Genomic DNA, 20,480 nt, shown 5'->3' with positions numbered 1-20,480 from the left:
TTTGTCCTCTGGTCTCCTGACCAGCAATCCATCGCCAGGGCTTCCTGCTGCCATCATCCTGATGGGTGTCCAACATCATCCTGACGCGAAATCCTTAAGTCTTCCTGACCCACCGCACTCCTGTTACGGCTCTCATTCTCCGTCCTGGAGGTGTCCTTTAACTCTGCCTGAGTTATCCATGCTTCATCTGTGAAGCCTTCCTTGTTCGCCATCCCGGCGGGTTCCTTTTGTAAGAAGCGACATCATCCTAATGTCTCCTTCATTACGTCGACATCCTGTCGATGGATATAGAATCCCCTATTTGCCCGCATGTGACAAGGGATGCAGCGGTGCTGCGGGCAAAAACTTTCATTCGGAACTTTCCTAAAACAAAAATAACTCATTGTTTTATAAAGGTATCGACAAATGAGAGTCGCTTTCATCTGCCGTCAAATGTAGCGATCTCTCACATGGCTTGTAAGAGATCTCTCACAAGGCCTTGGGCAAAAAAGCTAGATCACCTGTGGCGTTAAGGCATTCAGAAAGTCAGGAAGAGAGGCGGAAAGCACGGTCCGCTGCGGGGTGCCGATTCTTTCAAGCACCACTTCACCTGTCAAGTTGCACAGTGAGACAACTTCCATTTCATCGTCAGTCGTCGCTAAAAATAGCGTCGGAGATAACTTCAAACGCTTCTGCGTCACCAGATGACCAATCAAATTTTCCTGCACGCGAACAAAGTCGTCCTCGCTCCACGCCTGCAGCAGCGTCAGCGCAGTATTCCCATGTTCGGCGGGCATATCGCCGGCAAATTGCGTGGTGTAAAACGCTTCAACGGCAGGTTGGAGGGAAATATCCAATGCTCGCTCTACGGCGCTTAAATCCGCTTCGGGTATAAACGGCTGGGGCTGCCAGCGCACGTCTCCCCCGGTGGTCGTTACAATGCACGGCGAAGGAATGCCGTACAGTGCTTCACTGGCAGGCCAGCCTCCCGTTTCCTCCTGCCACTGGTCGCAAAAACGGCGGGTAAACTCTTTAAGGGCAAAGGCGACTTCGTTCATTAATTTCTCACTCGCGTAGGCTGGGGTACAATAAAAGCCAATTGTACCTTTATCTCGGTGAAACATGTCCTACGAAAATCACCAGGCTCTAAGTGGCCTGACGCTGGGTAAGCCCACGGCTTATCAGGATCAATACCAGCCTTCGCTACTGCAGGCCGTACCGCGCAGTCTGAATCGCGACCCGCTTGGCCTCCACGCTGACAGCCTGCCATTCAGCGGCGGCGACATCTGGACGCTCTACGAACTCTCATGGCTGAACAGTAATGGCCTGCCTCAGGTCGCCGTGGGCCATGTGCAGTTAGACGCCAACAGCGTCAATCTTGTGGAGTCCAAAAGCTTTAAGCTCTACCTGAACAGCTTCAACCAGACCCGCTTCGCCGACTGGGAAACCGTCCAGGCAACGCTGAAGCGTGATTTAAGCGCCTGCGCCGAAGGCGACGTCAGCGTGGTGCTGTTCCGCCTGCATGAGCTGGAAGGCCAGGAAATCGCAGCGTTCAGCGGAGAATGCATCGATGAGCAGGACATCACCATCGACAGCTACGACTTCAATGCAGATTATCTGCAACAGGCCGCGGGGGATGAGATCGTGGAAGAGACGCTGGTTAGCCACCTGCTGAAGTCCAACTGCCTGATCACCCACCAGCCAGACTGGGGCTCCGTACAGATTCGCTATCGTGGTCCAAAAATCGATCGCGAAAAGCTGCTGCGCTATCTGGTCTCCTTCCGCCATCACAACGAGTTTCATGAGCAGTGCGTAGAGCGCATCTTTAATGACCTGCAGCGCTTCTGCCAGCCGCACTCGCTCAGCGTCTACGCACGCTACACGCGTCGGGGCGGGTTGGACATTAACCCGTGGCGGACGAATACCGATTTCCATCCTGCTTTTGGCCGCCTGACCCGCCAATAAGTGCGAAATAGCTCCCAGCGCCAAAAGTGAATGTGGTTTACGGGTTGTTAAAGTGAACAAGCCAGGGCTATTGTAATCTGTGAGAACGGCACTTTTCGTTCCGTAAGGAGTTCACTTGATTACACATATTAGCCCGCTTGGCTCAATGGATATGTTGTCGCAGCTGGAAGTCGATATGCTTAAACGCACCGCCAGCAGCGACCTTTATCAACTGTTTCGTAACTGCTCACTGGCGGTCCTTAATTCCGGCAGTCAAACCGACAGCAGCAAAGAGCTGCTTTCTCGCTACCAGAACTTTGACATCAATGTGTTACGCCGTGAACGTGGCGTAAAACTCGAACTGATTAACCCCCCGGAAGACGCCTTTGTTGACGGCCGAATCATCCGTGCGCTGCAGGCTAACCTGTTTGCAGTCCTGCGCGATATTCTGTTTGTTAACGGCCAGATTACCAACGCAGGCCGTTTTCAGCATTTGAACAAAGAAAACTCTATTCATATCACCAACGTGGTGTTTTCTATTTTACGAAATGCCCGCGCGCTGCACGTGGGTGAAGCCCCGAACCTGGTGGTTTGCTGGGGCGGGCACTCCATTAACGAAAACGAATACCTGTATGCCCGCCGTGTGGGCACTCAGCTCGGCCTACGCGAGCTGAATATCTGCACCGGCTGCGGGCCGGGGGCGATGGAAGCACCGATGAAAGGTGCTGCCGTCGGCCACGCCCAGCAGCGCTATAAAGAAGGGCGTTTTATCGGCCTGACGGAACCTTCGATTATCGCCGCCGAGCCGCCTAACCCGCTGGTCAACGAGCTGATCATCATGCCGGATATTGAAAAACGCCTTGAGGCGTTCGTGCGTATTGCCCACGGCATTATTATCTTCCCTGGCGGGGTCGGTACCGCAGAAGAGCTGCTCTACCTGCTTGGTATTCTGATGAATCCGCACAACCACGATCAGGTACTGCCGCTGATCCTCACCGGGCCGAAAGAGAGCGCGGATTACTTCCGTGTGCTGGATGAATTCATCGTTAGCACCCTGGGCGAGAAAGCACGACAGCATTATAAAATCATCATCGACGACGCAACTGAAGTCGCCCGCCTGATGAAAAAAGCGATGCCACAGGTGAAAGAGAACCGCCGTGAAACCGGTGATGCCTACGGCTTCAACTGGTCCATTCGCATCTCGCCGGATCTGCAGATGCCGTTTGAACCGACCCACGAAAACATGGCTAACCTGCAGCTCTACCCTGATCAGCCTGCGGAAAAGCTGGCCGCCTCGCTGCGGCGCGCCTTCTCAGGCATCGTTGCCGGCAACGTGAAGGAGCCAGGTATTCATGCCATCGAAAAATACGGCCCGTACAAACTGCACGGGGACCCGGACATGATGAAACGCATGGATGTTCTGCTGCAGGGCTTTGTCGCCCAGCACCGCATGAAGCTGCCCGGCAGCGCCTACATTCCCTGCTACGAAATAGTGCGTTAACCTTCCAGGGCGGCCAGCGGTCGCCCTTCTTTTTCCTCTTCCACGTTCATTATTTACAATGAAGATAACCATTTAAAACCGCGTCTAAAATGCTTCTGCAATATATTTGTTAAGCTCTCCCCCCTGATTTATATCGTGCTTTTAAATAAATAACGCTCTGGTTTTACATATTACTCTATATAATCTCATTCACATTAATGGCAATGGCCTAATAGATCCCCCATTTCAATAATATAAAATCATCATCTGCCGCCCCCAAGAAATATCAAGTTTCATAGAGTTGTTGTCTTTCGTACTAAACCAATCATTTACAATGCTTACAACTATTTATCAAATATGCATTATTATGATGAAAACAAGATCGCAGCACCTCGCCGCACATCTCTTTATTCAGAAGCATTAAAACAAACGATCGCACTATATTTAAAACATCATTGCAGCATGCGCAGTTTAATTAAGAGAGAAAAAACATTAATTAAGAGAAAAAAACACTGAGCAGCCTGTAAGTCATGCTCAAATACGCTCCCAATCAAAACTTTGCAGTGGTGGCTTTTATGCCTGCTCGTGGCCTAACTCATAACTTGCTCTTAGCTGTTTTCATCGTTCTGCCTATGCACGCTTTTGCTGGCCCGGTGATCAATGTGGGTCCGTTAAATGAGTATATCTATTCCGGTAAAAACACCCTCGCCAAACGCATTTATAACTCCGGGGATGCCACGGCATTTGTACGCGTTGAGGTTAGTGAAATAGTTTATAACGAGCACAGCCCGGCAAAGGAAATTCCGCTTGATAATGCGGCCATTGTTAACGGGCAGGGCGCCGGGGTTATTTCGTCCCCGCCGCGGCTAATTATCCCTGCAGGCGGAATGCAAACCAACAGACTGGTCTATACCGGCGCCCGGAATAAAGAGTCTTATTATCGCGTGCGTTATATTCCCGTCGTGCCGAAAAACAGGGATGAATTTACGCTCAGCAAGGACGAAGTTGAAAAGTATCAGGATGCCATCAACGCCAGCGTCAGCGTACTCACCGGGTTTGGCACCATTGTGACCGTTCATCCCGATAGTGTTCGCTTCGATACGCAAATTACGGATAAAGGTAAAAAACTGCGTATCAGCAACAGGGGGAATGCCTCCGTGGTTATCAGCGACCTGAAATCCTGCGATGCAACACTTAAAGACTGTAGCCCCCCCGTCAATATTCAATTAAGGCCCGGCCGGAGCCTGGAGCGGGACATTGTGCCGCAAAAAATCTGGCACTACACGCTGAATGAAGGTAGTCAAAAAAAGGCGCTGAAATCAGGTTCGTAATTTGAAGTAACCCTGTTCTCTCTCTTATCAAAAGGAATGATATATGTACGCAAAAAAAATCACTTTACTCGGTGCCCTTCTGGCGACGGCATCGGCGGTTCACGCTGCCCCTCTGCAGGTTGATTTCAACGTAGAGGCGGCGGTCCCTGCTACTGATTTCTTCGTCACGCCAGTTAACGGCTGGAATGCCCAGACGCAAAAAATGGCATGGAATGCGGCGACGGGCTCTCTGGATGGGTTTTCTCAGCAGCTGCAAATGAAAAATTCCGGCGGGAGCATCAAAGCCTATCTGTCCGGGCAGCCTGTGCTCAGCTCGGCCAGCGGTACGGATACTATCGATCTCCAGGTGGCCATTGCCGGCCAGACGTTGCCGGTTGACGCCGTGTCAGCGGTCACGCTGTACAACACGACCGAAGCCGCAGCAGAGAAAACGGCCACCCTGACGGTAAGCCAGAAAGCGGCTGGCTCTAAACCAACGGCCGGGACCTACATCGGGGCCGTGACCATGATGTTTGATACCGATACGCCTTAATTTTAGCGGCAGCAGTATTCATGGATTGTTCGGTTACCGAACAATCGTGCATTGAGGAGAAAAGAGAGAGGGATTTCTCTTTTCTTTCTTCGGAAAGAAAATTTCAGGCGTTTGATATTATGGGATTCTTGCGTCCATTAACAGGGTCGTTATTTCTGCTTTTCAGCAGTGTAAATGTTTGGGCTCAGCCTGCGACGCTTGCCAGCCAGGCAGCGGCTATGCCGGATGATTTTCAGGCGTATTTCTTCAATGCCCCGCTTTCAGCCCGCATCATGGTAGATAACCGGGTCCTGGGCGATGCCATGATCATCGTGACGGAGGATAACCGGGCCAGGATTATCCATTTTACTGATAACGGCGACAGTGAGTTTAGCGAGGCCGAACGCCAGCGCTGGTTAAAGGCGTTCACTGACTTTGTTCCGCTTGGGAAGTGCAGTGACCATGCCTGCCCGCCGGGGCTGCTGGCGGCGGATTACAGCCTGAGCGATGCCCGCCTCGTTTTACTCACGCAGCAACCGGGAAACGACGCGAATAAATACTGGTATACCTTACCCGAAGATGGGGATTCAGGCCTGCTGCTGAATAACCAGCTTAACCTCAGCGGCAGCGAGCAGCAGTCAAGCATGAGCTGGAACGGGGGCCTGGAGGCGGCGCTGGGGAGCTGGACATTAATGAGCCAGTTTCAGCATGACCAGACCCGCAGCAACAGCCTCGGCAGCACTTCCCGCCATGCCATAACCTCTCTCTACGTTCAGCGTGAATTTCAGCAACACTTTCTCCGTACCGGGCTATTTACGCCGGACAGCCAGGGTCTGCTGCGCCAGCCTTATACGCCGGGAGGCGGTATCAGCACGCTGGCGGGCATGATGGCGGGCAGCGGCGATGCACTACTGAAGGGCGGGGATATTCCGGCGCTTTATCCCGTCTACGTCTCCGCCAACCGTGAAGGTGTGGCTGAAATTTACCGCGACGGCACCCTGATAAATTCTCAGCCTGTTGAACCCGGCCTGCAAATGTTAGACACCGTGCCGCTGCCAGCCGGTATCTATGAAGTTGAAATTCGCCTCATTGAAGACGGCCGTGAGAGCAGCAGGGTCACTGAAACGATTAATAAACCCACCCGCTGGCGAACGCCGGGCCAGCGCCTGCGCTATAACGTGTTCGCCGGGCAGCAGCAGACGCTGTGGAACAGTGACAAGAGTGAAGATAACGGTGAATTTGCGGCCGGGGCCAGCGTCAATTACCTGTTGCATCCGCTGGCGACGGTCGGCGTGGCCGTGCAGAAGACGGGGGAAGAGCGTCAGGCCGGGGTTTCACTCGACTGGCAGGCGGCAAAGCCGGTGCAGCTGTACGGTAATATCTGGCGGAGCAATCTCACCGGTCACGGGTTTGATACCCAGGGAATATGGTCGCACGCAAAGGGTAACGTCGCCCTCAGCCACAGCCGGAGCTGGTATCGCCAGGAAGATGAACCCTACCGGTATACGGCTCGCCCTTCGCTGGAACACAGCAGCGTGCTGTCCACCACCTGGCGCCTGAACAGCGAGAACAGCCTCACCGCCCGTCTGACGCACAGAAGCCGTCACAGCGGTATCGGTGCCGACGTGGGCTTTAATACCCGTACCGTACTTGCCGGGAACGCCATTAACTGGCGGCTGGCCGCGTTTGATCGCCCCTACGGCAATGGCAGCACGTTACGCAACCGCGGCGTGAGTCTCTCCGCCAGCTTCGCGCTCGGCGGGCAGAAACGCAGCGGCAATATCAGCGTCGGCAGCCGAACGGATACCAGCGGCAGCCGGGATCTCTATACCTCCGCCTCGGTCAATCAGACCTGGGACAAAGGCCCCGTGAAGATGACGACGGCGACGCTGACGGCGGACCGCCACGGCGCAGGGTTCAGCACTTACAACCAGTTTGATACGCCGATGATGGCGGGCACTTTCTGGGGGCAGAGCTCAACGCTGGACGGCAGGCTGTCCGGCGGCCTCAATACCGGCAGCCTGCTGGCGTTGGGTGGCGGGCGGGTCACAATGTCGAAACAGGCGGCACATTATCAGGGCGGCGGCATGATAGTGGATGTCTCCTCCGACGATAAAAATGCCGAACTGGTGGCGCTTTATCCGGGCGGTGCCGTGCCGCTCAAACCGGGCAGGAACTTCATTCCGGTCGATGCCTGGCAACCCGGCACGGTGCAGATTGACTTCCCCGGCACGGAAGCCCCGGCGCTGAAAGTCGAGCCTGAATACCTGAGCTACCAGCATATTCGCGGGGGCGTCAGTGCGTATTCCGTGAAAGTGATGAAAACGGTGACGGTGATGGGGCGCCTGGTGGACGGCAATGGCCACGCCCTGGGCGGTGCTCAGGTGGTGAATCATGCCGGCAGGACAGTCACCGAATCCGACGGGCTGTTCACCCTCGAAGTGCATGAAAACAACCCGGTGCTGGCGGTGGAATACCGCGCAATGAACCAGTGTGAAATACGCCTGAATCCCACCACGCAGAAAACGGCCGATGAGATTATTTTCCTCGGCAATCTGACCTGTGACGAATTACCGCTGGCGGGGAACGCAGGCTATGCGGCCAGCAAAGCAGCCAGGAATAAGGACATATAATGTTTACCCGACAGATGTATATTATCGACTTCATTAATAACGCCCTGTTTCGCAGAAGAAATACGGCAGCACTGTCCGCGCTGCTTTTATTGGCGATGATATCCACAGTCAACGCTGCAACGGTGGACGTCACTACGGAGTTTATCGCCGACCTGCAGCAGCCGCAGAAGAATGCGTTTGTGAATACTACCCCGGTCTCAGGATTTTGCTCTCAGCACTCTACGCTTTGTAACGTGGGGGAGTTCAGTATTTTGATTCCTGGGGTATCGGCGGAAAAATATTTTGACTATACGAGTGATAACCCACGCAATTATACATCAATATCACTTGATGGCACGGCAAGGAATATTGTTTTAAGAGATGATAAAACAGGGAATCAAATTACAGGGGTATTTCGTCTGGCTTTTTTTGGTATGCAACACACGTCGTTAGATGGATATAACATGTTTAATGCAATGAACGGCGCGGGTCGTTATCCTCAGGGCGGGTGCTCAGGGCGGATTGGCGTTGGTACTTCTTATAATGTGTTCAGACATGGATGGGGAGTGCCAGAAAAAAAGCTGACCTGCTGGCGGAAGCTTAGTAACTCTTTTCAAGGTGATGTTCGTATTTCCGATTTTAGCTTTGGCTATACGTTAGAAACACCCAATCCATTAGGTGTTTATAGCGGTGAGTACGAGGGTGAAGTGGTTTATACCGTTGGTGAAGGCGAAGATATTGACTTTAATGCCGAAACAACCTCTGACACTGAAATTAGAATAAAAATAAAGGCGACCGTACGCCATGCCTTCCAGGTGAAGTTTCCCTCCGACGCGGAATTTATCAAGGTCAGCCTGGCCCCGAAAGGCGGCTGGAGCCAGTGGGCAAACGGTGGGCGTGTCCCTGATTCCCTGAGTCAGGAAGTCCCCTTCACCCTGTCGTCCACGTCCGGCTTCACTGTCAATATGCGCTGTGAGTATGATTTGGAGGGGGCTTGTGCGTTACGCGAAACAACATCCCCCACCGGAGAAAAAATACCGCTGGAGGTTTCTCTCACCTTACCGGGTTATAAAACGGAAAACGGAAGAGAAGCCAGAAATCTGCTGTTGAATTCGTTACCGGCTGGCCATGTTATTTTACCTCCCGGCGAGTTTGTTGTTCATCGTCGCTCACAGGTTGATTTTAAAGTCCGGAAACCCGGCGTTGAAACGATGGTGAAATCCCCAGGTTCAACCTGGAAGGGAGTCGTGACGCTATTGTTTGATGCTCAGGCGGACTAGGGAACGGAGAACCGAACGTTCTGTCGAAGATGGGTTATTCGGCGTATTGCGCGATAGCGCTGCTGAAGGATCCGTCTTCCTTTTCACCCCCACAAACTTGATAAACAGATCTTCTCTGCCAACCGCCAGCGTTTGAAGCCCTACCTCGGTACCGATACTAAGCTGCCATTTAATCGATTGCGCTCACACTTAAAAGCACAAACATTGCGACCTGAAGCAAATACTCGTTGAAAAATGCTGTTTTAGGCACTTTCTTTGGCAAAAACCGAGTTATTTGGTCAGGTTTAATTTATTGCATCATCCACAAGTGCTAGGCTTCGCGAGCATAAATGTCATGTTGATGTCCATGAACAGACTGTTATGCGGATTTGTTGCTTAACAAACGTAGATTATCGCATTTGGGATCGCGATCACTGATACAGTGATGACATAAATGTATCTTTCCGCCCGCCGATAGTTACGGGCCACAACTACTTCAAAAACGCGCCCGGCCAGAATTTAGTTTCAGCAGTTAAGCCACACACATCGCGTTAACTGCGAATTTTTAAACATTGCACGAAACATTCCTTTGGAGATGTAAATGGAAACCACTCAAACCGGCAGTATTGTCTCTGCTGAGAAAAAAGGCGCATGGCGCAAGACCGACACCATGTGGATGCTGGGCCTGTACGGTACAGCTATCGGTGCAGGCGTCCTGTTCCTGCCAATCAACGCCGGCGTTGGTGGCCTGATCCCCCTGTTCATCATGGCGATTCTGGCTTTCCCAATGACGTTCTTCGCACACCGCGGTATGACCCGCTTCGTGCTGTCCGGTAAAAACCCGGGCGAAGATATAACCGAAGTTGTAGAAGAGCATTTTGGTGTTGGCGCAGGTAAGCTCATCACCCTGCTGTACTTCTTTGCTATCTACCCGATCCTGCTGGTTTACAGCGTGGCTATCACCAACACCGTGGACAGCTTCATCACCCACCAGTTGGGCATGACTGCACCGCCGCGCGCTATCCTTTCTTTGATTCTGATTGTCGGCATGATGACTATCGTGCGCTTCGGCGAGCAGATGATCGTCAAAGCGATGAGCATCCTGGTATTCCCATTTGTTGCGGCTCTGATGATTCTGGCGCTGTACCTGATTCCAAACTGGAGCGGTGCGGCGTTTGAAACCCTGTCCTTCAGCGCAACCCCGGCAACCGGCAGCGGCCTGTGGATGACCCTGTGGCTGGCAATTCCGGTTATGGTGTTCTCCTTCAACCACTCCCCTATCATCTCCTCCTTCGCCGTGGCTAAACGCGAAGAGTACGGCGATGGCGCTGAGAAAAAATGCTCCAGCATCCTGGCTCGTGCACACATCATGATGGTGCTGACCGTAATGTTCTTCGTGTTCAGCTGCGTGCTGAGCCTGAGCCCTGCTGACCTGGCCGCGGCAAAAGCGCAGAACATCTCTATCCTGTCTTACCTGGCTAACCACTTTAATGCACCGGTTATCGCCTGGATGGCGCCAATCATTGCGATGATTGCCATCACCAAATCCTTCCTCGGCCACTACCTGGGCGCACGTGAAGGCTTTAACGGCATGGTCATTAAGTCTCTGCGCGGCAAAGGCAAGAGCATTGAAATCGGTAAACTGAACAAAATTACCGCGCTGTTCATGCTGGTCACGACCTGGGCAGTAGCGACGCTGAACCCAAGCATCCTCGGGATGATTGAAACTCTGGGCGGCCCGGTTATTGCGATGATCCTGTTCCTGATGCCGATGTATGCCATTCAGAAAGTGCCGGCGATGCGTAAGTACAGCGGCCATATCAGTAACGTCTTCGTTGTGATTATGGGTCTGATTGCTATCTCCGCTATCTTCTACTCGCTGTTCAGCTAAGCCTTATAAAGCCGCCCGCTCGGGCGGCTCTCTCTTCTCAAGTCACTTACGCAGGGAAATCTTATGATTAGCGTATTCGACATTTTCAAAATCGGTATTGGCCCCTCCAGCTCACATACCGTCGGCCCGATGAAAGCCGGTAAACAATTTTCCGATGATCTGATTGAGCAAGGGATCCTGCGCGATGTCACTCGTGTTGTTGTGGATGTCTATGGCTCTCTGTCCCTGACAGGTAAAGGTCACCATACCGATATCGCGATCATCATGGGCCTGGCGGGTAACCTGCCGGACACCGTAGATATCGACGCTATTCCGCACTTCATCCAGGATGTAAACACCCACGGGCGCCTGATGCTGGCCAACGGTCAGCATGAAGTTGAATTCCCGGTGGACTGCTGCATGAACTTCCATGCCGACAACCTGGCGCTCCACGAGAATGGTATGCGCATCACCGCTCTGGCTGGCGACAAGGCTCTTTACTCTCAGACCTATTACTCTATCGGCGGTGGCTTCATCGTTGATGAAGCACATTTTGGTGCGCAGAGTGAAAACCCGGTCAGCGTGCCGTATCCGTATCAGAATGCTGCAGACCTGCAAAAACACTGCCGTGAAACGGGCTTATCGCTTTCCGGCCTGATGATGCAGAACGAACGAGCTCTGCATAGCCAGGAAGAGATCGACGCCCACTTTGCGGCGGTCTGGGAAGTGATGAGCAGCGGAATTGAACGCGGTATCACTACAGAAGGCGTGCTGCCGGGCAAAATGCGCGTTCCGCGCCGTGCTGCAGCCCTGCGTCGTATGCTGGTGACCACCGATAAAAACAACTCTGATCCGATGGCAGTTGTGGACTGGATCAATATGTTCGCGCTGGCGGTGAACGAAGAAAACGCTGCCGGTGGCCGTGTGGTCACCGCTCCAACAAACGGGGCCTGCGGTATTGTTCCGGCGGTATTGGCGTATTACGACAAGTTCATTCGTCAGGTGAACGCTAACTCCTGCGCCCGCTATTTCCTGGCCGCCGGTGCTATCGGTTCTCTGTACAAAATGAACGCTTCCATCTCCGGTGCCGAAGTAGGCTGCCAGGGGGAAGTGGGCGTAGCCTGTTCAATGGCAGCGGCAGGCCTTACTGAGCTGCTGGGCGGTAGCCCTACTCAGGTGTGTATCGCTGCGGAAATCGGCATGGAGCATAATCTGGGGCTGACGTGTGACCCGGTTGCAGGCCAGGTTCAGGTTCCGTGCATCGAGCGTAACGCCATTGCGGCAGTTAAAGCCGTGAACGCTGCACGTATGGCCATGCGCCGCACCAGCGAGCCTCGCGTCTGTCTGGATAAGGTTATCGAGACAATGTATGAAACGGGCAAGGACATGAACGCCAAGTATCGCGAAACCTCTCGCGGTGGCCTGGCGCTGAAAATTGTCGCCTGTGACTAAAAATTAAGGCTCCCGGCTGGGAGCCTTTCAGACGACTGACCAACTTCCGGTGAAAAAGAAAGATCCGCCGACTGGTTAAAAAACAGGAAAATCACTTTATTGATTTTCGGCTGATAACCACAAAGAGGGAAAAACCACGTTTTTTTCCTCTTTGTCAGCAACCTTTAAGGCTCCCGGTTGGGAGCCTTTTTCTTAGAGCGCCGCTTTCAAACGCTTCACGGCCTCAACCAGTTGCTCATCAGTTGCCGTTGCGTAAGAGAAGCGCAGCGTGCGTTTATCCGCATGATCGCTAAAGAAGAACTCTCCCGGCACGTACACCACGCCTTTCTCCAGCGTTTTTTGTAGCCACGCCGTGGTATCAAAGTCGTAGCGGAAAGCGGCCCAAAGGAACATCCCGCCCTGCGGCTGGTTAAAGGTAATGTGCTCACCAAGCTCTTCTTCCAGCAGGCGCGACAGCGTCAGGCACTTCTGCTTATAGGCCTCACGGATCAGCTCAATCTGAGGCTCAAGACGCCCCAGTTTCAGGTAAGCCGCCGCCAGCGCCTGCGTAAACGAGTTAGCGTGTAAATCAGTCGCCTGCTTAATAATGGCGACCTTTTGCTTCATCCACTCCGGCAGAATAATCCAGCCGACACGCAGCCCCGGAGCCAGAATTTTCGAGAATGTTGAGGTATAAACCACGTGGTCTTCATGCCCTAACTCTTTGGCGACCTGAATCAGGGTCTTCTCGCGACGATCGGTAAAACTAATCGCCCCGTACGGATCGTCTTCAATAATCACAAAATCATGTTCGGCAGCCAGTTTCACCAGCTTTTCGCGACGCTCAGCGCTCAGCGTTGTGCCGCTTGGGTTACCGAAGGTTGGCACCAGATAAACGCCTTTCACACGCGTGGTTTTCAGCAAAGCTTCCAGCTCATCGACAATCATGCCGTGCTCGTCCCCACCCACGGATTCAACCTTCGCGGCGGTCAAACTGAGGATTTGCAGCGTAGCCAGATAGGTTGGGCGCTCAACGACAAAAACGTCGCCTTCGTCGGCCAGCGCGCGAATCAGCAAATCCAACGCCTGCTGAGAGCCAGAGGTGATGAGCAACTGGTCGCTGCGCGTAGTAATCCCGCGAGCCTTGCACAGCTCAACTAGCTGGTCACGCAGCTCGGAATTGCCTTCGGTCAGGCCATACTGAAAAGCGTCGTTAAAGTTCTCTTCCAGCACTTTACGGGTCGCCAGCTCCAGCCCTTGTCTGTCAAACAGCTCACTGGAAGGAATGCCGCCAGCCAGTGAAATCACGCCAGGCATTTTGCTGTGCTTAAGAAGTTCGCGGATGGCCGAGGGTTGCAGGTTTTGAATGCGTTGCGCGAGGTGTTTAGTATTACTCATATTGATGTTCTCTATTTTTTTATGCGTTAGAAATATACATAGCCCGCTAACAACTACGCAATGGCTTTCCACCCGGCCCCGATAAGGTTTTGCGAGAGGCATTCCTGAATGCTGCGATGAGAATAGCTCATCATGGCGGGAAGTGTTAGGGTAGGCCCATCAGAGTGACGAGTTAATTTCTTATGGCTATTCATTTACTTATCGTCGATGCCCTGAACCTGATTCGCCGCATACATGCGGTGCAGGGTTCGCCCTGTGTCGATACATGTCTGCATGCGCTGGACCAGCTTATTGGCCACAGTCAGCCTACTCATGCGGTGGCAGTGTTTGATGACGAAGAACGTCGCGAAGGCTGGCGGCATCAGGTTCTGCCCGACTACAAAGCGGGCCGTTCGCCAATGCCAGACGACCTGCATGCCGAAATGCCGGCTCTGCGGGATGCTTTTACCCGTCGTGGCGTTCAGTGCTGGCATTCAAAAGGCAACGAGGCGGACGATCTTGCGGCTACGCTGGCGGTGAAAGTCGCCTCCGGTGGCCATCGGGCAACCATTGTGTCCACCGACAAAGGCTATTGCCAGCTGCTGGCCCCAACGCTGCAAATTCGCGACTACTTCCAAAAACGCTGGCTGGATGCGCCCTTTATTGCTCAGGAATATGGCGTTCAGCCGGAACAACTGGGGGACTTCTGGGGGCTGGCGGGCATCAGCAGCAGCAAAATTCCCGGCGTGCCCGGTATTGGCCCTAAAAGCGCCACACAGCTCATTAACCAGTTTTCTGACCTGGAAACGCTCTATCAGCGGCTCGATGAAGTCCCGGAAAAATGGCGTAAGAAGCTGGAGCTGCACAGAGAAAGTGCGTTTATCAGCCGCCAGGTGGCAAGGCTTGAGACGGATTTACAGCTCGACGGGAACTTACAGCAGCTAAGGTTGCCTGGTGCATTGCCTTCTGCATAACGCAAAAGAACTCCCCTTGTCCGGATGAGCAAGGGGTTGGTCATTAACGCTCGTCGCGACGGCCACCCACGGCCGCCCACCAACGGCGGATGTGAACGGTCACTTCTTCACGATCGTGGTAAAGCTGGCGGGCTTTGATTTCCGCGTTAATCCCGTTGCTCTCGAGGATTTCGCGGATCTGCGCCAGGTTTTGCGACACCTCTTCGTAGCGCTTTTTCATCGGCAACTTGAGGTTAAAGATAGTCTCACGGCACCAGCCGTTTACCAGCCAGGTTGCCATTAAATGGGCTACTTTCGCCGGTTTTTCCACCATGTCGCAGACCATCCAGGAGATGTTGGTGCGGGTCGGGCGGTATTTGAAGCCATCTTCGCGCAGCCAGGTGACCTGTCCGGTGTCCATCAGGCTCTGCGCCATCGGGCCATTATCAACGGACGAAACCCACATATTGCGTTTTACCAACTGATAGGTCCAGCCGCCCGGGCAGGCACCCAAATCCACGGCGTACATGCCGTTGGCCAGACGCTCGTCCCATTCATCGGCGGGAATAAAGACGTGAAACGCCTCTTCCAGCTTCAGCGTGGAGCGGCTTGGAGCATCCGCCGGGAACTTGAGGCGCGGGATGCCCATATAGAACGGCGAATTGTTGGTGGTGTAGGAGTAACCTGTGTAACAGCAGCCGGGGGCGATGAAGAACACATGCACAACCGGACGCTTCGGCGTTTCGTAGTTGGTCAGCACTCCGGCTTCGCGCAGGCTGGCACGCAGCGGCACGGTAAACTTGCGACAGAACTTCATCAGCTCTTTGCTTTCGTTGGTGTCGGCCACTTCAATCCGCAGGTCGCCGCCCTTTTCCACCACGCCCTGCAGCATGCCGACAATAGGCGTGATGCGGTCTTCCGGCGGCAAATCCTTTAGCAGCTCGCCGGCAACAAACATCTGGCGGGCAAAAATCAGGTCGCTGAACGGCAGCTCGCGCGCCAGCTTTTCCGCCTCTTCCGGCTGATAGCATTCAAATATGACATAACCGCTGTGCTCTTTAACGCGGGCAAAGCCGTAGACACCGCGCTGACCCGCTTTGTCGGTTATCTCTGCCGCACACTCTTTCTCGAATCCCTGGCGGCAGTACAAAATCACTTTATTCATGGCTTACGCCCTTACGTTTCAGGCGCACAGCACCAATTAACATCAATATCCAACCGGCCAGGAAGCTGACGCCGCCCACCGGGGTAACAAACGCCCACAGCCGCAGGTGCGACAGGGCCAGGCAGTACAAACTGCCGCTAAATAATACGGTGCCTAACGCCATAAAGACGCTGCTCCAGTAGAACCAGATGCTGATGCGACGCTGCATTGCCACCGCAAGGCCAAAAATCGCGAGCGTGTGAAACGCCTGATATTCAAGCCCGGTCTGGATCCATCCCATCTCTGCAACACCCAGAGACTTGCTCAATACGTGCGCCCCAAAGGCGCCCAGGGCAACAAAAACAAAACCGCTGATGGCGGCAAAAATCAGCATGAATCGGCTGGTCATGGTGTAACCCTAAAGTAAGGCGTGGCCGCGCCACGCGAAGGTTGCTTATTGTTCGTAGCGAAAACGGAATTTTTCTTGCTCACTGGCCGCCTTTGCCAGGATCCACTGTCGAAACGCGGCTATTTTACCCAGTTCTGCCTGGCTGTCATGACAAACCAGATAAAAGGCGTTTTTACTTACCAGCACATCATTGAACGGGCATACCAGACGGCCCGCTTCGATTTCCGTTTGGGCCATGACGTTATTGGCCAGCGCAATCCCCTGCCCGTGAATCGCGGCCTGGAGTACCATTGCGCTGTGGCTGAAAATGGGCCCTTGCTGGACATTAATATGGCTCACGCCAAGCTGGCGGGTATAAGTCTGCCAGTCGCGGCGCGAAGCGTCATGCAATAAAGTGTGCCTGGCCAAATCTTCCGGCGTTTTAATCGGTTTGTCGCCGGTTAGTAGCATAGGTGAGCAAACCGGCAGCAAATACTCAGCATAAAGTTTTTCGACTCTTAGCCCCGGCCAGTTTCCCCGCCCATAGAATATCGCCACGTCCACGTCGTCAGACAGCTTGTCTTCCTGGCGGTCCACCGCCTGAATTCGCACGTCGATGCCCGGATAAGCTGAGTTAAAGCTTGTTAAGCGAGGCACCAGCCAGTGAATCGCAAAACTGGGCAATAAACTCACCGTCAGCGCGCCTTTTGCACTGCGCGCCTGCAGCTTGCGGGTGGCTTCCGTCAGCTGGGAAAAAATCTCTTTAATATCCTGATAATAACTCTGCCCCTCCTCCGTCAACAGCAACGATCGGTTACGGCGGCGGAACAGCTTCAAGCCAAGAAAATCCTCCAGGGACTTGATCTGGTGGCTTACCGCGGCCTGAGTAACGAACAGTTCCTCAGCCGCTTTAGTAAAACTCAAGTGACGAGCCGCAGCGTCAAAAACGCGCAGCGCATTCAGAGGGGGTAATCGCTTAGACATGGGGTTATTTGGCTTAAGTGTTAATAAGAGTTAACAAACAGATAGTGTTTGTTTACCTATTAGTTTTTTTTATCTGAGCCATTATAAATTGTCCGTTGAGGATGCACCAGCAAATACCTATAGTGGCGGCACTTCCTGAGTCGGAACGAAAAGTTGTCTGGAATGCGTGTTCTGGAGGGCTTTTGGCTTACGGTTGTGATGTTGTGTTGTTGTGTTTGCAATTGGTCTGACATTTCGGACCACGGTAGCTAAGCTACCCCTTTTCACTTCCTGTACATTTACCCTGTCTGTCCATAGTGATTAATGTAGCACCGCCGAATGCGGTGCTTTTTTTTGCCTGCAGTTTTACTTCTTCAGCTCAACCATCTCTTTCACGTCCGAACGGTTAATCTGCTGCATATTGCCGTTAGCATCTTTGTACTTGATCATCCCTGTTTCGTCATCGGTTTTTGGCTTACCTTCAGAGACAATCGCGCGTCCATCGTTGGTGTGCATGATGTAGTTCGGGCTGGAACAAGCTGCAAGTGCAAAGGTCATCATACAGGCAGAAACAATAGCGATAGATTTGTTCATTATTCTTCTCCTTGTGGATAGCGTTTAATGCTGTTTAAGTCTTTCCTACTAACATGCTTAAATATTAGTCCAACAATAATTAGCATAACCTGCTTCTCACATTCTGCCAGGAGAAACAGACAATTCCGAGAAAGACGGAAACCTTGTGCCAATGCCAGTTTTGCGCGACGATCTGTGCATTGAACTGAGGATCCCCATGACAGCATTTAACCCCGCTCATTTTCGTGCGCAATTTCCCGCGCTGGCAGATGCAGGCGTCTATCTCGACAGCGCGGCCACGGCGCTAAAACCCCAGGCCGTGATCGACGCTACCCAACAGTTTTACAGCCTGAGTGCCGGGAACGTTCACCGCAGCCAGTTTCCAGAAGCGCAGCGTCTGACGGCGCGCTACGAAGCGGCACGTGACCAGGTAGCACGTTTGATCAACGCCGAAAGCGGTAGATCCGTGGTCTGGACCCGGGGCACAACCGAAGCCATAAACCTGGTTGCGCAGTGCTATGCCCGCCCTCGCCTCAAAGACGGGGATGAAATCATTGTGAGTGAGGCAGAACATCACGCCAATTTTGTGCCGTGGCTGATGGTGGCTGAGCAAACCGGTGCGAAAGTGGTGAAACTGCCGCTGAATGACCAGGCTCTGCCCGATCTTAACCAGCTTCCTGCATTGCTGAATGATCGAACTCGTATCCTGGCGCTTGGGCAAATGTCTAACGTCACCGGGGGCCGCCCCGATCTTGCAAAAGCTATCAAGCTTGCCCACAAAGCAGGCGCCGTCGTGATGGTTGATGGCGCGCAGGGCATTGTTCACTGCCCGCCGGACGTGCAGGCGCTGGATATCGACTTTTACGCCTTTTCCGCCCATAAACTGTATGGCCCGACCGGCATCGGCGCGCTCTATGGCAAAGCAGATCTCCTTGAGCAGATGTCGCCGTGGCTCGGCGGCGGGAAAATGATTACCCATGTCTCATTCGACGGGTTTAAGACTCAGCCAGTGCCCTACCGCTTTGAAGCCGGGACGCCAAACGTCGCGGGCGTCATTGGCCTTAGCGCTGTGCTGGAATGGCTTGAAACTGTCGATTTACAGCAGGCGGAAAACTGGAGCCGTAGCCTGGCCACGCTCGCGGAGTCCGAGCTGGCAAAACGCCCCGGTTTCCGTAGCTTCCGCAGTCAGGACTCCAGCCTGCTGGCGTTTGACTTTGCGGGCGTTCACCATAGCGATATGGTCACGCTGCTGGCCGAATCAGGCATTGCGCTGCGGGCGGGCCAGCACTGCGCGCAGCCCTTGATGGCCGCATTAGGCGTTAGCGGAACGCTGCGCGCCTCTTTCGCCCCTTACAACACACAGCAGGATGTGCACGAACTGCTCGCCGCAGTCGATCGCGCCCTCGATATTCTGGTGGACTGAATGCAGGCTAATCATCCCTTTGGTACAGAAATTAACGCAGATATGCTGCGTACCACCTTCGAAGCGCAGCGGCAGTGGGAAGACAAATACCGCCAGCTGATTTTATTGGGTAAGAAGCTGCCGGCGCTGCCGGAGGCATTAAAAACCGAGAGTATTGAAATCAGCGGCTGCGAAAATCGCGTTTGGCTGGGCCACGAGCGCCTGCCGGACGGAACGCTGCACTTTTACGGTGACAGTGAAGGACGCATCGTTCGTGGCTTATTGGCGGTGCTGTTGACCGCGGTAGAGGGGAAAACCGCCCGGCAGCTATTGGAAAACGATCCGCTAAGTCTGTTTGACGATCTGGGGCTTCGCCATCAGCTAAGCGCTTCCCGCAGCAGCGGGCTTACGGCCCTTGCCGCGGCCGTTCAACAGGCCGCGCACGAGGGTTAATCAGGCGGCGGTTCGTGCCGCCTTCGCCATCATCTTCTTCAGCACATGAGACACCGCCACAAAACCAAAGCTGGCGGTTACCATGGTCGCCGCCCCAAAGCCCGAGGCACAGTCCATCCGTTTTGGGCCTTCGGCGGTGCTTTTCATCGCGCAAACTGAGCCGTCAGCCTGCGGATACACCAGCGCTTCAGTTGAAAATACGCAGTCTACGCCAAGCTTCCCTTTGCTGTTTTTCACCACGCCGAAATCACTTTTCAGGCGTTCACGCAGCTTCGCCGCCAGCGGATCCTGAATAGTTTTTGCCAGATCGCTAACCTGAATCTGCGTCGGATCGATTTGCCCACCGGCTCCCCCCGTGGTCACCAGCGGGATCTTATAGCGGCGGCAATACGCGATCAGCGCCGCTTTTGGCCGCACGCTGTCAATGGCGTCGATAACATAGCTGAATCCCTGGCTAAGCAGCTCAGCGGCGTTGTCAGCGGTAATAAAGTCATCCACCACCGTAACCCGACATTCAGGATTGATCTCCTTGATGCGTGCGGCCATGACTTCCGTTTTGGCCTGGCCTACGCTGTCTTTCAGGGCATGGATTTGGCGGTTGGTGTTGGTGACGCAAACGTCATCCATGTCGATAAGCGTAATAGCCCCAATCCCGGTTCGCGCCAGCGCCTCTGCCGCCCACGAGCCCACCCCGCCGATGCCAATCACGCAAACGTGCGCTTCTGCAAAAAGCTGAAGCGCCGCCTGGCCATACAGACGAGCGGTGCCGCCAAAGCGTTGCAGCCAGGCATCAGAGAGAACAACAGACAT

18 protein-coding genes are annotated in these 20,480 nt (G+C 53.7%); 11 read left to right on the top strand and 7 right to left on the bottom strand.

Going from position 1 to position 20,480, the window contains the following annotated elements; genetic code table 11:
• Window positions 1-491 precede the first annotated feature (491 nt).
• Window positions 492-1,037, bottom strand: coding sequence for a SecY-interacting protein (gene syd / locus ACREYP_RS03655; RefSeq protein ID WP_008458402.1), 546 nt, complete (start codon window positions 1,035-1,037; stop codon window positions 492-494).
• A gap of 64 nt (window positions 1,038-1,101) precedes the next feature.
• On the opposite strand from syd, the gene queF reads away from it, so the two are divergent.
• The 8 genes from queF (at window position 1,102) to ACREYP_RS03615 (ending at window position 12,438) form a co-directional block, all read left to right on the top strand.
• On the top strand, window positions 1,102-1,944 hold the full coding sequence (queF, locus tag ACREYP_RS03650; protein ID WP_336709394.1) for an NADPH-dependent 7-cyano-7-deazaguanine reductase QueF: 843 nt from the start codon (window positions 1,102-1,104) through the stop codon (window positions 1,942-1,944).
• 115 nt (window positions 1,945-2,059) lie between these two features.
• Window positions 2,060-3,424, top strand: coding sequence for a nucleotide 5'-monophosphate nucleosidase PpnN (ppnN, locus tag ACREYP_RS03645; RefSeq protein ID WP_008458407.1), 1,365 nt, complete (start codon window positions 2,060-2,062; stop codon window positions 3,422-3,424).
• A 641-nt stretch (window positions 3,425-4,065) separates the two neighbouring features.
• Entirely contained in the window at window positions 4,066-4,734 is a 669-nt protein-coding gene (locus ACREYP_RS03640; protein WP_498880891.1) for a hypothetical protein, read from the top strand.
• A gap of 43 nt (window positions 4,735-4,777) precedes the next feature.
• The gene (locus ACREYP_RS03635; protein ID WP_498880890.1) at window positions 4,778-5,266 is read left to right on the top strand and encodes a CS1 type fimbrial major subunit; all 489 of its coding nucleotides are present in this window, start codon (window positions 4,778-4,780) and stop codon (window positions 5,264-5,266) included.
• Between the two features lie 218 nt (window positions 5,267-5,484).
• A complete protein-coding gene (locus ACREYP_RS03630) occupies window positions 5,485-7,878 on the top strand; it encodes a CS1-pili formation C-terminal domain-containing protein (protein WP_498880889.1) in 2,394 nt (797 codons plus the stop codon).
• Window positions 7,878-9,137 (top strand): hypothetical protein, encoded by a 1,260-nt coding sequence (locus ACREYP_RS03625; protein ID WP_498881102.1) that lies wholly within the window; start codon window positions 7,878-7,880, stop codon window positions 9,135-9,137. The genes ACREYP_RS03630 and ACREYP_RS03625 overlap by 1 nt, the downstream gene beginning before the upstream one ends.
• Window positions 9,138-9,717: 580 nt before the next feature.
• The gene (locus ACREYP_RS03620; protein WP_008458416.1) at window positions 9,718-11,007 is read left to right on the top strand and encodes an HAAAP family serine/threonine permease; all 1,290 of its coding nucleotides are present in this window, start codon (window positions 9,718-9,720) and stop codon (window positions 11,005-11,007) included.
• Window positions 11,008-11,070: 63 nt separating this feature from the next.
• Window positions 11,071-12,438 carry an L-serine ammonia-lyase gene (locus ACREYP_RS03615; protein ID WP_336819611.1) on the top strand — a complete coding sequence of 456 codons (1,368 nt, stop codon included), beginning with the start codon at window positions 11,071-11,073 and terminating at the stop codon, window positions 12,436-12,438.
• A 192-nt stretch (window positions 12,439-12,630) separates the two neighbouring features.
• Here the strand turns inward: ACREYP_RS03615 and ACREYP_RS03610 are convergent, their stop codons facing one another.
• Complete coding sequence (locus tag ACREYP_RS03610; RefSeq protein ID WP_336819612.1) at window positions 12,631-13,815, bottom strand: aminotransferase-like domain-containing protein; 1,185 nt, start codon at window positions 13,813-13,815, stop codon at window positions 12,631-12,633.
• Window positions 13,816-13,997: 182 nt separating this feature from the next.
• Here ACREYP_RS03610 and xni point away from each other — a divergent pair, with 182 nt between their 5' ends.
• Window positions 13,998-14,768 (top strand): flap endonuclease Xni, encoded by a 771-nt coding sequence (xni, locus tag ACREYP_RS03605; protein WP_008458422.1) that lies wholly within the window; start codon window positions 13,998-14,000, stop codon window positions 14,766-14,768.
• A 43-nt stretch (window positions 14,769-14,811) separates the two neighbouring features.
• Here the strand turns inward: xni and rlmM are convergent, their stop codons facing one another.
• From rlmM to ACREYP_RS03585, 4 genes are all read right to left on the bottom strand, one after another.
• A complete protein-coding gene (gene rlmM / locus ACREYP_RS03600) occupies window positions 14,812-15,912 on the bottom strand; it encodes a 23S rRNA (cytidine(2498)-2'-O)-methyltransferase RlmM (RefSeq protein ID WP_336819615.1) in 1,101 nt (366 codons plus the stop codon).
• A complete protein-coding gene (locus ACREYP_RS03595; protein ID WP_008458426.1) occupies window positions 15,905-16,300 on the bottom strand; it encodes a DUF423 domain-containing protein in 396 nt (131 codons plus the stop codon). The genes rlmM and ACREYP_RS03595 overlap by 8 nt, the downstream gene beginning before the upstream one ends.
• A gap of 45 nt (window positions 16,301-16,345) precedes the next feature.
• Complete coding sequence (gene gcvA, locus ACREYP_RS03590) at window positions 16,346-17,263, bottom strand: glycine cleavage system transcriptional regulator GcvA (protein ID WP_008458428.1); 918 nt, start codon at window positions 17,261-17,263, stop codon at window positions 16,346-16,348.
• Between the two features lie 345 nt (window positions 17,264-17,608).
• Window positions 17,609-17,836, bottom strand: coding sequence for a YgdI/YgdR family lipoprotein (locus ACREYP_RS03585; protein WP_008458430.1), 228 nt, complete (start codon window positions 17,834-17,836; stop codon window positions 17,609-17,611).
• 196 nt (window positions 17,837-18,032) lie between these two features.
• Here ACREYP_RS03585 and csdA point away from each other — a divergent pair, with 196 nt between their 5' ends.
• The gene (gene csdA, locus ACREYP_RS03580) at window positions 18,033-19,238 is read left to right on the top strand and encodes a cysteine desulfurase CsdA (protein WP_336819617.1); all 1,206 of its coding nucleotides are present in this window, start codon (window positions 18,033-18,035) and stop codon (window positions 19,236-19,238) included.
• On the top strand, window positions 19,239-19,670 hold the full coding sequence (csdE, locus tag ACREYP_RS03575) for a cysteine desulfurase sulfur acceptor subunit CsdE (protein ID WP_166878328.1): 432 nt from the start codon (window positions 19,239-19,241) through the stop codon (window positions 19,668-19,670). It abuts the gene before it with no gap.
• On the opposite strand, the gene tcdA is transcribed toward csdE, so the two are convergent.
• Complete coding sequence (gene tcdA, locus ACREYP_RS03570) at window positions 19,671-20,480, bottom strand: tRNA cyclic N6-threonylcarbamoyladenosine(37) synthase TcdA (RefSeq protein WP_045783824.1); 810 nt, start codon at window positions 20,478-20,480, stop codon at window positions 19,671-19,673.

It is taken from the genome of Enterobacter sp. TMH.L2, from assembly GCF_050847315.1.
In the GTDB taxonomy this organism is placed as follows: domain Bacteria; phylum Pseudomonadota; class Gammaproteobacteria; order Enterobacterales; family Enterobacteriaceae; genus Cedecea.
The sequence above is the reverse complement of the archived record's forward strand: the minus strand, read 5'-3'. Positions and strand labels throughout refer to the sequence as shown.